The sequence below is a fragment of the Roseibium sp. genome (assembly GCF_051016195.1).
Classification (GTDB): Bacteria; Pseudomonadota; Alphaproteobacteria; order Rhizobiales; family Stappiaceae; genus Roseibium.
The window spans coordinates 3,288,464-3,302,281 of record NZ_CP134616.1 but is presented as its reverse complement, the minus strand read 5'-3'; the positions used below and the strand labels follow the sequence as shown (position 1 = coordinate 3,302,281).

Here is a 13,818-nt window from a genome sequence, read left to right as displayed (position 1 = left end):
CCGAAAGAAAACATGAACTACAGACACGCCTACCACGCGGGCAACATTGGCGACGTGCTCAAGCACGCCGTGCTGGCGCGCCTTATCGTGTATTTCCAGCGGAAGGAAAAGCCGTTCCGGATATTGGACACGCATGCCGGCATCGGCCAATACGATCTGACGTCGGAGGAAACCCGGAAAACAGGTGAATGGCAGCAGGGCATCGCCAAGGTGCTGGACGCTGACATACCGAATGCGGTCGCTGCGTTGCTTCAGCCCTGGCTGGAGGTTGTCCGGGATCTGAACCCCGATGGTGCGCTGGAAACCTACCCCGGGTCGCCCGTGTTGGCGCGTCGTCTGATGCGCAGGTCCGACAGGCTGACACTCACGGAACTTCACCCGGTAGACTTCAAATCCCTGTCGGATCTCTTTGCCGGGGATTTCCAGGTCAAGACCATTCATCTAGACGGATGGCTGGCCATGGGCAGTTTCCTTCCCCCCAAGGAAAAGCGAGGCTTTGTGCTGATCGACCCGGCTTTCGAAGTCGCCGACGAGTTCGACAGGATGACCGTTTCGGTTCTGAAGGCCTGGAAGAGGTGGGCCGGTGGAACCTATGCGATCTGGTACCCCTTGAAGGACACAAGATCGATCGGGCGCATGCACGACGCATTCGCCGCGGCGGGTATCAGGGACCTTCTGTCACTTGAACTGAAGGCCGGCAAGAGCGGGCCCGATACGAGAATGCTGGGATCCGGAATGACGCTCATCAATCCACCCTTTACGCTTGCCGACGAGATGCGGACACTCCTGCCCTGGTTCAACTCCATTTTGCACCAGGGTCCGGGCTCTGGCTGGGATGTGACCCAACTGATTGGCGAATAACTGCATATTCTGGCTGTTTTGGGACACCAAGTCCTTGACCTTCGGGCTTCCCTCCCCCATCGTCTGTCACATTATTTGCCTCTCGGAGACCATGCCGTGCACATCGCCCGTTTCGCCCGATTGATCCTCTCAACCCTTGCCGTTTGGGCTTTTCTTGTCATTCCGTCCGGAGCAGAAGAAAACCGAGCCTACCTTTCCTTGAGCGGCAAAAACCGTTTGCCGGAGTGCACGGCGAACACGGTTCAGAGAGCGGTCCGCAGATCTGTGGCGCGCGCCTATGCGGACTATTACGCGGGTAGGAAAATCGTCGGTATCGAGGAAATTACCGAAATCGCCTTCAAGGTGAACGAGGTCAGTCCGCTTGCACGGCGTCACTGCACCGGCACTGCGAACATGTCCGACGGCTCCCATCAGCATCTGCATTATCTGATTGAGGAACATGCCGGCTTCGTGGGTGTCAGTTGGAACGTTGAAACCTGCCTGTCTGAACTCGACAAGTGGCGCGTCTACGGCTCTCATTGCCGAACCACAAAGCCGCAGTGAACCAGGTCTTGCCATGGCCCCTCTGAGCCGTGCGTGCAGCCTGACAGCTTTTCTGGTTTGCGTTCTGATATCGGCGGCAAGTCTTGCAGACGAGCCCGGCGACTTCGATTTCTATGTGCTTTCCCTGTCGTGGTCGCCGAGCTACTGCAAACAGGAAGGCGCAGACGCAAACCCTCACCAATGCAACGTGCGTGACCCCTTTCGCTTCGTGGTACACGGTCTGTGGCCCCAATACGAACGCGGCTATCCGGAGTCATGCCGGGGCCCCAGGAGGATCGATCGGCAGATAGCGGTCGGCATGGAAGACATCATGCCCAGCCACGGGCTTGTCTTTCATCAGTGGCGCAAACACGGAACCTGCTCGGGATTGGATCCGGAGGAGTATTTCGACCTGACCCGTCGCGCCTTTGAGCAGATCTCCATCCCCGGTGCGTTCACGAAACTGCAGAAACGGGGCAAGGCATCACCGCAGACCGTGGAGAAAGCGTTTCGTCTGGCAAACCCGGGGCTTGACGAAAGCGCCATGGCGGTCACCTGTTCCCGCGGGGAGTTCGACGAAATACGGATTTGCCTGACCAAGGACCTGGAATTCAGATCCTGCCCCAATGTCGACCGCCGCGGCTGCCGGACCGATAGCCTGTCTGTTCCGCCGCCGGGCCGTTAGGAAGTACCTTCAAAGGGCGTCAGACCCATCCGGCGTCGGCCTGTCTCAGCTTCAGGAGAAACCTCATGATGAAACTTCGCTCATCGCCGCCGTCCCCGTTCGGGCGCAAGGTGAAGGTGGCCGCGGCGATGCTTGGCCTCAAGGACCGGATCGAGGTCGTGGACGCAAACACCGCTGATCCGGCTGACAATCTTCGCGGACAGAACCCGCTCGGGAAGATCCCGGCCCTTGTTCTCGAAAGCGGCGATGTTCTCTACGACAGCGCCGTCATCCTTGAGTATCTGGATTTTCTCGCGGGCGGCAACCGGCTGTTTCCCGTTGGAGAAGCCCGGTTTGCCGTCCTGCGCGATCAGGCCCTCGCCGACGGTATCATGGATGCAGCATTGCTGCGTGTTTACGAAAAGCGCTTCAAGCAGCCCAACTATCGTGACCCCGCCTGGGATGCCTACCAGGGTTCAAAGGTGGAACGCGGTCTTGCACATTTCGAAAAGAACACCCCGCCGGCACCGGCAACCGCCGAAGATGTCGACGCCGCCACTCTGACGCTTGCCTGCGCGCTCGGCTATCTTGACATGCGGTTCGGCGACGGTTGGCGGGAGGGCCATCCCGAACTGGTCGCCTGGCTGAACGCATTTGAAGCCGCCGTGCCGGCCTTTGCCGACACCCGCCAGCCGGCCGCGCCTGTTCCGGACAACGCGGCGGTCGAACTCAAGTAGCACCTGCCCAAGACACCTGTCAGGACGTCTTGGACGGATTGCCCTGCAGCGGGCGACGCCCTCTGGCTTTGAGCAGCCGGCGCCCGCTTGCGACGGACTGGCCGAAGTCTCTTTGCACCGCAAGCAGCGCCGGGACGAGCAGGATCACCAGGAACAGACCGACCCCCAACCCGTAGGAAAGCGTGATCACGGTCGGCTTCAGGAATTGTGCCTGGCGGCTGGTTTCGAAAAGCAATGGCGCCAGGCCGAAAACCGTCGTCGCGGTCGTCAGGACGACGGCGCGCAGCCGGTCGCAGACCCCGTTGATGAGCGCCTGCCGGAACGGATGATTGCGCGCGTATTCATCGATTGTGGTCACAAGCACGATGCTGTCGTTGATAATGATCCCGGACATCCCGATAAAACCGACGACCGAAAACATCGATAACGGCACACCGTGGATGTAATGCCCCCAGAGCATGCCGATCGATCCGAACGGAATGATGATCATGATCATCAGCGGCCGTGTCCAGGATTCAAAAATCCAGCACAGAACGAGGTAGATCCCGGCAAGACAAAGTGCGAAACCCACCATCGCATCCGACAGGAACGATCTTTCCTGCTCTGCAAGGCCCGCCATTTCACTTTCGACATCGAATTCGGCTGCCAGCTGCGGCAACAGTTCGTTTTCCAGGAGGGCGGTCACTCTGGCCGCCGCTTCCGGGTCGTCTTCTGAAACATCACCGCTGACCGTGAGTGTCCGCAGGCCATCGCTGCGCCTGATGGACGCAAATCCGTAGCTGCTGTCGGCCTGCACGATCTCACTCAAGGAAACATAGGTGCCTGCCTCGGTCCGAACGCGCGTGGAGTAGAGGAACGAGGCATCGGTCTCCTCGTCCGGCATCAGAACCTTCACCTTGGCGGTGCGGCGGCCGACCGGAAACTCGGCAACCTCGATCCCCTCGAGGCGGTTGCGCAGGATGCGCGCGACATCGTCCGTGCTGAATCCGAGAGCTTCACCCTTGGGCGTCAGGCTCAGGCTGAGTTCCGGCTTGTCATAGGCCAGCGTGTCTTCCAGTGCACTCACTCCCTGCAGCGGGGCGAGTGCCTGCTTCAGGCTTTCAGCCGCCGCCTTCAGGTTCTCTGTCGAGGTGCCGTAAAGCCGGACATCAATCGCATCGCCACCCGGACCCGAGCGTTCGCCGCGCAAGGCAAGGGTTTCAAGCAAGGGCGGCCGTTTGATTTCCTTGCGCCATTCGCCAATGAACTTGAATGCGGAATAGGGGCGCAGATCCGGATCGATCAGTTCTATCGAGATCCCTCCGAGTTGATCGACATCCTTGCTGTCTGCGCCGCTCAGGCCCCGTCCGGCGGTCCCGCCGACCGTCGACAGGGCAAACAGGACGGGCGCATCGCCGTATTCCTCGCCGTAGCGCTGATTGACGACATCAAGCGCCCGTTCCATTTCAGCGATCATCGCCTTGGTGTCGTCCCGGTCCGCGCCCGGCATCATGGCGATGCTTGCCGACACCACCGACCGTTCGGGCGCGTTGAAAAATCGCCAGCGAACACTGCCATCGACAAAAAGCGATACGGAGAGCAGCAGCACCATGACGGCGAATCCGAGTGCCGGGTAGCGGACCTTCAGGATCCAGTCGATAAACCGCCGGAAGACGCGTTCCCTGAACCAGACGAAACCGCGATTGAAAACCCTGTTCGGCATGTCGTACCAGCGCTGTTTCTTGCTGGCTGACAGGGCATGGTTCATGTGTGCCGGCAGGATCAGGAAACACTCCACGAGGCTTGCGATCAGCACAACGGCCACTGTGAACGGTATGTCTGCAATGAGCGTTCCGAAACGACCGCCGATCGCGATCAGGCCGACAAACGCGATCAGTGTCGTGATCGACGCCGTAAAGACTGGCGCCGTCATCCGCCTTGCCGCAAGGCTTGCGGCCTCCGCAGGTGGGTAGCCCTTGCGATGAAGCGAGTCTGCATGCTCGCCGACCACAATGGCATCATCGACGACAATGCCGAGGCAGATGATCAGCGCGAAAACCGAAACCATGTTGAGGGTCAGACCAAAGGCATACATCAGGCCAATGGTCGCAAACATCGCGACGGGAATGCCCGCTGCGACCCAGAAGGCGGTGCGCGCGGACAGGAACAGAAACAGGAAGGCCAGAACCAGCCCGAGCCCGAACAGGCCGTTTTCGATCAGGATGTTCATCCGGTCGATGATGTTCTGCGAACGCGTGCGCGTCAGCTGAACCACCACACCTTCCGGCAGCGTCTTCTGGAACTCGGCGGTAATGCGCTCCACGGCGCGCTGGATTGAAATCGTGTCGCCCTGGGCACTTCGGTCCACACGCAGCACAACGGCGGGCATGCCCTTGTGGTAATAGGCCCTGCCGCTCTCGACGCCTTCGGTCATGATGTCGGCAACAGAGCGCAGTTGCAGCTTTTCACCCTGACTTGGCGCCTTCAGAACGATTTCACCCAATTCCTGTTCGCTGCGGCGCGTCTGCCCGGTTCGCAGGCGCGCGCCGCTGCCACTGACATCTCCTGCGGGCGTTGTTTCCATCTCGGCGGCAACGACATCGGCAACTTCGCTCAGGGTCAGGTCATGCCGCACCAGCATCCCCTCGCCCACGTTGATCCGGATAATCGGATTTGCCAGCCCCTGAATGGAGACGCGGGTAACACCGTCCCGGAACAGCACCGTTTGCAGATCTTCGGCAAACCGCGCCAGTTGATCGATATCCACCGGTCCGTAGATCACGACGTCGGTGACTCGGTCCCTGTAGACACCCCGGCTGACCACCGGTTCTTCAATCCCTTCAGGCAGGCTTGAACGCGCCTGGTCAACGGCTGCCTTGACCTCGTCCGTCGCCTGGCCCATGTCCCAGCCGTCTTCGAATTCGAGATTGATCGAAGCCCGTCCCTCGCGCGAAACCGAAGTTGCCTCGTCTACACCATTGATCGCCAGAAGCTGCGCTCCAAGTATCTCGACCACGGACCGGTCGAGATCGTCGGGGCCGGCACCCGGCCAGGAAACGTCGACATCGACTTCCTCGCGCACGAAATCGGGAAAGAACTGCGTCCTGATCTGCGATCCGGCTGCAACGCCAGCCAGAAGCATCAAGGCCAGAAGCAGGTTCGCCGCCGTCCGATGGCGCACCATGTAGTCCAGAAATGATGCAAACCGGGGTCCGCCGGGAGAACGCATTCAATTACTCCAGTCTCGGCACAAAAGGGGAGCCCGCTGGGCCTGCCCTAGGTGATGGATCCTTTAATGAGGCTGTAACGGTTTGAGGCGGCATGCTTCTCGTCAAGAAGCGGAAGTGCAGGAAGCCCGCTCCGTACACCCGTCCTGACGGGATTTCGCCATTTCGCATGCCATTTCAGTCTCCTTTATGAGCCATCACCTATCCCTTGCGCCCTTGCCTCTGCTCCAGCCGGTCGACAAGATCCTTCGGCACCATGGGCTCGTTTAACAAGGCGAGCAGCCGCGCCTTGCGGTTTTCGGGCATGTTGGAATTTGTCAGCTGCGCGATCAGCGCCGCGCGTCTTTCCGGTTCCAGGGCGACGAGGTCGCCAGCAGGTTGCCCGGCCCCATCCGTCGCGCTCGCTGTCACGGGTGTGTCGGCTTGAGGCTCTTCTCCCGGCCCGCGGCGTGGCGACACCTTCAAGCCCTTGCCGAGCTGCGGAAGACGTTCACGCACGTAATCGGTGCCGAACGGAACGTCTGCAAGCAGCACTTCATTTCCCATGCGGCGCAGGACGCGGGCCCTTATCTCGTCGATGCGCTCGTCCTCCGTGACAACGAGAAGACGTCCGTCCTCCGTCACAGCGGCGGCCGGTACGGCAACGACATTGGCAAGCTCCGGCTCCTCGACTGCCACCTTGACGAAGTCTCCGGGACGCAAGACGGTTCCGGCCTCGATCTCCAGCGTGGCAAACAGTGTCCTGCCGGCCTCGCCTTCGGACACGATCGCAGCCGCCCTGTCGATGCGTCCGGGCACTTCAACAGATCTGCCGCCGAGTTGAAGCGTGACAATGATCGGAGCCTTGACCAGCCTTCCGCTTTGGTCGAGAAGGCGCGAGAATTCCGCTGTTGAAAGCGAAAATTTCACTTCCAGCGCAGTGGGATCGATCAGCATCGCCAGGGTTTCGGACGGACTGACACGGCGGCCAAGCGTGGCATCGACCTCCGCAAGATACCCGTAGAACGGGGCAGTCAGTGTTGTCTCTTCTAGGACCCGCTCCGCGTCCTCGAGGGCCAGCTGAGCCCGTTGAACCGTGAGATCCATGCGCTCCACGCGCCTGCGCGCAGCGATCACCGATTGCAGCCGGTTATTGAGGGACTGCTCCAGTGAAGCGACGGCCAGTTCCTCGGTTTCAACCTGTACGGCGGTCGAATAGCCCTTGTCCTTGAGTTGCGATTGACGTTCCAGCGCCTGTTTGCGAAGGTCAAGCTGACGGCGCGCCGCTTCCAGTTCCTGTTCCGCGACGACGATCGCTTCTTCCGCTTCGGACTTCTGGGCTTCCGCATCTGCAAGAGCAGCTTCCGCATCGAGGAACTGGAATTCCGCGTTCGCCGGATCGATCCTCAGGAGGAGTTCACCCTCGGCCACCGCGGCCCCATCGCGAAACTTGCTTGCAACATCCACAAGGCGCCCTTCGGAACTTGCTCTCAGTTGGAGGGTCCGCCAGCTTTCGATTTCGCCATAGGCAATCGTGACCGGGCTGATCGACTGCGGCGTAAGCTGCGCGACGTTGACGGTGTAGCTGCGCTCACGCGCTGGCCGCTCGCGCGCGGTCTCCTCGACCGTCATGGCGCCATACAACCTGTAGGCTCCGAAACCTGCGAAGCCGACCATAATCGCCATCAATGCCAGACCGACCAGTCCGCGCATCAAAAACCGCATGCACCTCTCCACTCAAACCGCCACGCTTCCCTGCCCGGAGCGTCGACCTGACATCCAATATGGCGCCGAGCCCGTGTTTTACCATGGACTTGGGGCAAATTTCGTAAAAGCTTGTATCCACTTGTAACAAAAAAACCGGCTCCTTCCGGAACCGGTCTTTTTTTGAAATCAGGTGCTGCGGAGATCAGAATTTGTATCCGACACCAAACCGCACGAGCTGATTGCTGAAGTCAGACGTGACACCAGTCCCGTTGAGGTTGAAATCCTGGTCGCCAAAATCCTGGTAGGCATACTCGAGACGCGCAGTGACGTTGTTGGTGACGGCCGCTTCACCGCCGACACCAAGGGTCCAGCCGACAGCGGTCTTGCTGTCCTTGTCTCCATTGCCGGACACTTCAAGATCCGCCAGGGCAAGACCACCTGCCCCGTAGACCAGATACCGGTCGAAGGCGTAACCGATACGGGCACGGATATTCGAGTTCCAGTCAGACTTGGACTTGAGCGACACACCACCTGCGGATTTCGTGTCTTCCAGATCGGACAGGGTGAAGTCCGCTTCCGCACCGACGACGACGTTGGGCGTTACCTGATAGTTATAGCCGGTGTAAAGACCACCCGCGACACCGTTTGCGTCGGTATCAAGATTGATGCCGCCAAACCGGTTGTCGAAACTGCCGAATGACCAGCCGAGATTGCCGCCAACATAAATGCCGGTCCAGTCGATGCTCTGCTGCTGAGCCGGAACCGCCTCATAGGCCGGAGCCGGTGCCTGGGGAAGGTCCGCAGCCAGAACCGGGGCGGTTCCCACTGTTGCGGCAGTCACTGCCAGGCCTGCAAGCGCAAGACGTTTCATGAATGATACTCCAGATCCAAACTATCCATACTGAGCTGGCCAAGTTCTTTGACCAGGCAAAAGGGACGGTTATGCCGCGCCCTCACTCCCCCGGTAACGACATATGGGGAGCGTTTGTGGCGGATCAGGATTTAGATTTGGGAGTTTTGATGACAAATCAGGGCAACATTCTGTCACGGTGAACGCAGCGTTAAGCGATTTGCAAATTGCGACGAAACCGGAACAAAGATGCTTGTCCCCGGGTTTCCCCGTACCAATCTATTGCGTATAAGGCGCCCAACTGATTTGCGCGCTCCTTCCGAAACTGTGCGCGCAGACCGCAAAAACCCGAACCGGAATTCGTAGATGCTGTTTGACTATATTAGCCTCGCAGGCGGATTGGTTGTGCTGATTATTGCCGGCGATGTCTTGGTCAGGGGCTCTGTGGGTATCGCTCAGCGGCTCGGAATCCCAAATCTGGTCATCGGGTTGACCATCGTGGCCTTCGGAACGTCCGCACCGGAACTCGTCATTTCCCTCAAAGCGGCCATGGAAGACGCCGGCGGCATCGCGATCGGCAACGTGGTCGGCTCCAACATTGCCAATGTTCTGCTCGTTCTCGGGATGCCCGCGCTCATTGCCGCGACACCTTGCGGGGAAGACGGCGCAACACGGAATGCCATGTTCATGGTTGCCGTCACCGTCGTGTTCATCGGTCTCTGCTTCTTCACACCGATAGGGCTGCTTGCCGGGATCGTGCTTCTGGTTCTGCTCGCGATGTTCCTGACCGCGTCCACGATCACCGCCCGCCGCCACCGGAAGAAACAGAAATCGATCTCCGCTGCGTCGGCAGGAGCCGCCGTCGCAGATGCGGAGGTCCTCGAAGACGATACGCTGGACGACGTCGAGGACGTGCCGGACTCAGTCTGGATTGCACTGGTCTACATCGTTCTCGGTCTTGTTGGGCTGCCTCTGGGCGCGCATTTCACCATTACCGGCGCCACCGATATCGCGTCCCAATGGGGTGTCAGCGAAGCTGTGATCGGCCTCACGGTCATCGCGCTCGGAACATCGCTTCCGGAACTCGCAACAACCGTCATGGCCGCGATCCGGCAACACGGCGCCGTCGCGATCGGCAACGTCATCGGCTCGAACATCTTCAATCTGCTTGCGATCATCGGCATTACGGCTGTCGTCGTTCCGATCGACGTCCCGCCCGAAGTTCTCAAGCTCGATGTCTGGGTCATGCTCGCCTGTGCGGTGCTGCTGGCGGTTCTCGCCGCCTTTCGCATTTGTCTGGGCAAGATTTCCGGCCTTGCCATGACGGCAGCCTACGGGCTCTACATCACCACGGTGTACATGTTCGGCCATGCCAGCTGACAAATCAGGCAGCAACCGCTAGGGACCCGATGGGAATACCTCTTTCCCAATGAGCCGATGGCGCTTAAATGTCTGGTATGCAGGACAGATCCGATTCTTCAGAAACTGACGGCGACGGTGCCACGGATGAACCCGCCCCGGCGAAAAAGGGCGTGGAGGTCATCGCGGGCGAAGTGAAGCGTTTGCCGAACGGTCCCGGCGTCTATCGGATGCTGGACGAAAACGGCGAAGTTCTCTACGTCGGAAAGGCCAGAAGCCTGAAGAAACGGGTGACCAGCTACACCCGCCTGCAGGGACAGTCCAACCGGATCATGCGCATGATCCTGTCGACGGCGGCAATGGAGTTCGTCGTCACGAAGACCGAACCCGAAGCGCTGCTGCTGGAAGCCAACCTGATCAAGCGGCTCCGGCCGAGGTTCAATGTCCTCCTCAGGGACGACAAGTCGTTTCCCTATATTCTGGTGACCGGTGACCACGAGGCCGCCGCGATCGTCAAGCACCGGGGCGCGCGCAAGCGCAAGGGCGACTATTTCGGTCCGTTTGCATCCGCCGGGGCGGTGGACAGGACGATCAACGCGCTTCAGAAGGCCTTCCTCATCCGCACCTGCTCAGACAGCTATTACGAAAACCGGTCCCGTCCCTGCCTGCAGTATCAGATCAAGCGCTGTGCCGGACCCTGCACCGGGGAGATCGATCCCGAGGACTATGCGGGCCTCGTCTCCGAAGCAAAGGCCTTCCTCTCCGGACGCAGCCAGCTGATCAAGAAACAGCTTGCCGAGCAGATGGAAGCCGCCTCCGCCGGTCTGGAGTTCGAGCGCGCGGCGATTTACCGGGACCGGCTGTCCGCCTTGTCCCATGTCCAGGCACACCAGGGCATCAACCCGCAGTCTGTTCAGGAAGCCGACGTTTTTGCCATTCACCACGAAGGCGGACAGTCCTGCGTGCAGGTCTTCTTCTTCAGGACCGGTCAGAACTGGGGCAACCGGGCCTATTTCCCGAAGGCTGACAAGACCCTCGGCGAAGCGGAAGTGCTTGAGAGTTTTCTCGCCCAATTCTATGACGACAAACCCGCGCCGAAACAGATCCTCCTGTCACACGAGCTTGCCGAGCAGGAGCTTTTGGCCGAAGCGCTGAGCGAGCGGACAGCCCGAAAGGTGGATGTCGCCGTCCCGAAACGCGGTGAAAAGAAAGAACTCGTCGATCATGCGCTCACGAACGCGCGCGAGGCACTTGGACGGCGTCTTGCGGAAACGTCCAGCCAGGCCCGCCTGCTGAAAGGCGTCTCGGAAGCCTTCGGGCTGAGCCACCCTCCGCGCCGCATCGAGGTCTACGACAACTCCCACATCATGGGCACCAACGCGGTTGGCGGCATGATCGTCGCGGGCGCGGAAGGGTTCGCAAAGGGTCAGTACCGCAAGTTCAACATCAAGTCTGAGGACCTCGTCCCCGGGGACGACTACGGCATGATGCGCGAGGTGCTGACGCGCCGTTTCTCGCGCCTGTTGAAAGAAAGCGCCCGAACGGAGCCCCAACGCTCCGAAGAAGATCACGCAACTGACGGAACCGGGGCGGAGGCGAGCGCTCAGGAAAGCATGACCGACATGCCGGACTGGCCCGATCTGGTTTTGATCGACGGCGGACTGGGTCAGTTGAACGCCGCCCGGGAGACGCTTGAGGAACTCGGTATCACCGACGTTCCTCTTGTCGGCATCGCAAAGGGCCCGGACCGCGATGCCGGGCGTGAGAAGTTTTTCATTCCCGGCAAACAGTCCTTCATGCTGCCGGAACGCGATCCCGTCCTCTACTTCGTGCAGCGCCTGCGCGACGAAGCCCACCGGTTTGCCATCGGCAGCCACCGCGCCCGGAGGAAAAAGGACATTGCCAAGAACCCGCTCGATGAGATTGCCGGGATCGGGCCCACCCGCAAGAAGGCCCTTCTCCAGCATTTCGGCACGGCCAAGGCCGTTTCAAAGGCAGGTGTCGACGATCTTGCGGCCGTCCCTGGAATCTCGGAAGCGATCGCCAAACTCGTCTACGATCATTTTCATGAGTGAATACAGGTTTCCGGTCCTGACCAAGGGGCCGGGCTTCGATTTGCAGGCCGCGCGCGCCAAGGACCCGACCGCATAATGTCTTCCACCAAATCCAAACGACCGTGGCGCATTCTTCCTTCGCTGGCGTCTTTCATATGCTGGTGCGGATCATTTGGGGCACTGGTCTTCTGTACACTCGGCATCTCTGCCTTTGTTGCCCCGGATTTCTGGTTCGCGGACAACATGAGCTTCTTTTTGAGACAGTTTCTTGCCGCCGGGCTACTGGGATGCGCTGCAGGAGCACTCGGTCTCTTGTTGCCGCACCGCTTATCCCGTTTGTACAAGGCAACATTCGCACTGGCCCTGGCCGCGTTCTTGGGCTTGGCCGCTGCATCCGTAGCCCGGACACTGGAAAACACGGCAGAGACCCGGGCGGCGGCTCCAAACGGACACAGCCTGAAAATCATTTCCATCAACGTTGAACGTCTGTTTCTGGGTGACCGGAGGCTGACACGATTTCTGGAGCGGGAAAAGCCTGACATCGTCGTGCTTCAGGAGGTGATGTGGTGGCTCCAGGAGCGGCGCTGGGAGCGGCTTGAGCTGCCGGTCGGGAGCAAGGGGGAAAATGGTTTCCCGGAATTCCTTTCCGTCGGGTCGGGCGAAAGCCTGGTCATCTATTCCAGTTTTCCAATTCTTCAGACCAGGTCGGAAATCGTTCTGGGTGATCTGCATGAGGGTGCAAGCGTCACCCACGAGGCCGATCGCGAAATTCTCAAGGCAACCTTGGACACGGGAGACCGGCGGCTGAACCTGATTTTGGTCCACCCCGACAGTCCCCGCAATCACGTCAGATGGCAGAATAAGAGACGGTATTTTGAAGAGACCGACAAGACAATTCACGGTCTTCAGGAAGGGGATGCGGGTCCTCTGCTGGTGGTTGGCGACTGGAACAGTGCGCCCTGGTCCGCGCGCTTCCAGAAAACGCTCACCGAAAACAACCTCAAGACCGCATATCCCGGAGGATGGCCACGAACCACTCGGTTCTTTTTCGACCATCGTCTTCACTGGATCCTTGGAGCCCCCGTGGACCAGTTTGCCGTATCGCAAGACATCAATGTTCTGAGCGTATCGACCGGACCGCATATCGGCTCCGATCACCTGCCCCTCATTGTTGAAATCGAACTGCCTGCAAAAAACTGATCCAGCTCATTCCCTGTGACTTCAGGGCAAAAGTGTTTGAGCCGGCCACACGGATTGGGAACACTGCGAAGATCTTCAAACCGATTCTCAGACGATCTGAATGGCCAAGCTTTATTTCAACTACTCTTCCATGAATGCCGGCAAATCCACCGTGTTGCTGCAGGCTGCCTACAACTACCGGGAACGCGGCATGAATGCGCTGCTCATGATCGCCTCGTTTGATGACCGGGGCGGCAAGGGACGGATCGCATCCCGGATCGGTCTGGCCGCGGATGCTGACATCTTCACCGCGGATGAGAATGTCTTCAGGCACGTGGAACAAACGCGTGAAAAGACCCCGGTCGACGCCGTGCTCGTCGATGAGGCACAGTTCCTGACCGAAGAGCAGGTCTGGCAGCTTGCAAATGTTGCCGACCAGTTGCGCATACCGGTGATGTGTTTCGGACTTCGCACCGACTTTCAGGGAAAACTTTTTCCGGGCAGCGCCACATTGCTGGCCGTCGCGGACAATCTCAAGGAAATCAAGACGATCTGCTGGTGCGGACGCAAGGCAACCATGGTGGCCCGTCTGGACGGCAATGGCCGTATTGTCGAGGAAGGCGAACAGGTCGTGATCGGCGGCAACGAGACCTATGTCTCCCTCTGCCGCAAGCATTGGAGCCGCCGGGAACTGGCATAG

The 13,818-nt window shown here is 59.7% G+C and carries 11 protein-coding genes; 8 read left to right on the top strand and 3 right to left on the bottom strand.

Annotation, left to right across the window (positions count from 1 at the left end):
- Nucleotides 1-12: 12 nt before the first annotated feature.
- The 4 genes from RDA78_RS15040 to RDA78_RS15025 all read left to right on the top strand — a co-directional run bounded on the left by RDA78_RS15040 (nt 13) and on the right by RDA78_RS15025 (nt 2,784).
- Complete coding sequence (locus RDA78_RS15040) at nt 13-861, top strand: 23S rRNA (adenine(2030)-N(6))-methyltransferase RlmJ (RefSeq protein WP_434050640.1); 849 nt, start codon at nt 13-15, stop codon at nt 859-861.
- A gap of 96 nt (nt 862-957) precedes the next feature.
- Complete coding sequence (locus RDA78_RS15035; RefSeq protein WP_434050639.1) at nt 958-1,404, top strand: cytoplasmic protein; 447 nt, start codon at nt 958-960, stop codon at nt 1,402-1,404.
- Between the two features lie 13 nt (nt 1,405-1,417).
- Nucleotides 1,418-2,068 (top strand): ribonuclease T2 family protein, encoded by a 651-nt coding sequence (locus RDA78_RS15030; RefSeq protein WP_434050638.1) that lies wholly within the window; start codon nt 1,418-1,420, stop codon nt 2,066-2,068.
- Nucleotides 2,069-2,133: 65 nt separating this feature from the next.
- Nucleotides 2,134-2,784, top strand: a complete 651-nt coding sequence (locus RDA78_RS15025; RefSeq protein WP_434050637.1) for a glutathione S-transferase family protein — start codon at nt 2,134-2,136, stop codon at nt 2,782-2,784.
- A gap of 19 nt (nt 2,785-2,803) precedes the next feature.
- Here the strand turns inward: RDA78_RS15025 and RDA78_RS15020 are convergent, their stop codons facing one another.
- From RDA78_RS15020 to RDA78_RS15010, 3 genes are all read right to left on the bottom strand, one after another.
- Entirely contained in the window at nt 2,804-5,992 is a 3,189-nt protein-coding gene (locus tag RDA78_RS15020; RefSeq protein ID WP_434050636.1) for an efflux RND transporter permease subunit, read from the bottom strand.
- Between the two features lie 199 nt (nt 5,993-6,191).
- Nucleotides 6,192-7,694: an efflux RND transporter periplasmic adaptor subunit gene (locus tag RDA78_RS15015; RefSeq protein ID WP_434050635.1), complete on the bottom strand. Its 1,503-nt coding sequence runs from the start codon at nt 7,692-7,694 to the stop codon at nt 6,192-6,194.
- Nucleotides 7,695-7,878: 184 nt separating this feature from the next.
- Entirely contained in the window at nt 7,879-8,547 is a 669-nt protein-coding gene (locus tag RDA78_RS15010) for an outer membrane protein (protein WP_434050634.1), read from the bottom strand.
- A 345-nt stretch (nt 8,548-8,892) separates the two neighbouring features.
- Between RDA78_RS15010 and RDA78_RS15005 the strand changes: the two genes are divergently transcribed.
- From RDA78_RS15005 to RDA78_RS14990, 4 genes are all read left to right on the top strand, one after another.
- Nucleotides 8,893-9,906 (top strand): calcium/sodium antiporter, encoded by a 1,014-nt coding sequence (locus RDA78_RS15005; RefSeq protein WP_434050633.1) that lies wholly within the window; start codon nt 8,893-8,895, stop codon nt 9,904-9,906.
- A 77-nt stretch (nt 9,907-9,983) separates the two neighbouring features.
- On the top strand, nt 9,984-11,960 hold the full coding sequence (uvrC, locus tag RDA78_RS15000) for an excinuclease ABC subunit UvrC (RefSeq protein WP_434056149.1): 1,977 nt from the start codon (nt 9,984-9,986) through the stop codon (nt 11,958-11,960).
- A gap of 75 nt (nt 11,961-12,035) precedes the next feature.
- A complete protein-coding gene (locus RDA78_RS14995; protein ID WP_434050632.1) occupies nt 12,036-13,139 on the top strand; it encodes an endonuclease/exonuclease/phosphatase family protein in 1,104 nt (367 codons plus the stop codon).
- 100 nt (nt 13,140-13,239) lie between these two features.
- Complete coding sequence (locus RDA78_RS14990) at nt 13,240-13,818, top strand: thymidine kinase (RefSeq protein ID WP_434050631.1); 579 nt, start codon at nt 13,240-13,242, stop codon at nt 13,816-13,818.

What these genes read in the sequence shown, in the direction of transcription:
- RDA78_RS15040 (WP_434050640.1), top strand. Translation starts at nt 13, where the DNA reads ATGAACTACAGACACGCCTACCACGCGGGCAACATTGGCGACGTGCTC.
- RDA78_RS15030 (WP_434050638.1), top strand. Translation starts at nt 1,418, where the DNA reads ATGGCCCCTCTGAGCCGTGCGTGCAGCCTGACAGCTTTTCTGGTTTGC.
- RDA78_RS15025 (WP_434050637.1), top strand. Translation starts at nt 2,134, where the DNA reads ATGATGAAACTTCGCTCATCGCCGCCGTCCCCGTTCGGGCGCAAGGTG.
- RDA78_RS15020 (WP_434050636.1), bottom strand. Translation starts at nt 5,992, where the DNA reads ATGCGTTCTCCCGGCGGACCCCGGTTTGCATCATTTCTGGACTACATG.
- RDA78_RS15015 (WP_434050635.1), bottom strand. Translation starts at nt 7,694, where the DNA reads ATGCGGTTTTTGATGCGCGGACTGGTCGGTCTGGCATTGATGGCGATT.
- RDA78_RS15010 (WP_434050634.1), bottom strand. Translation starts at nt 8,547, where the DNA reads ATGAAACGTCTTGCGCTTGCAGGCCTGGCAGTGACTGCCGCAACAGTG.
- RDA78_RS15005 (WP_434050633.1), top strand. Translation starts at nt 8,893, where the DNA reads ATGCTGTTTGACTATATTAGCCTCGCAGGCGGATTGGTTGTGCTGATT.
- uvrC (WP_434056149.1), top strand. Translation starts at nt 9,984, where the DNA reads ATGCAGGACAGATCCGATTCTTCAGAAACTGACGGCGACGGTGCCACG.
- RDA78_RS14995 (WP_434050632.1), top strand. Translation starts at nt 12,036, where the DNA reads ATGTCTTCCACCAAATCCAAACGACCGTGGCGCATTCTTCCTTCGCTG.
- RDA78_RS14990 (WP_434050631.1), top strand. Translation starts at nt 13,240, where the DNA reads ATGGCCAAGCTTTATTTCAACTACTCTTCCATGAATGCCGGCAAATCC.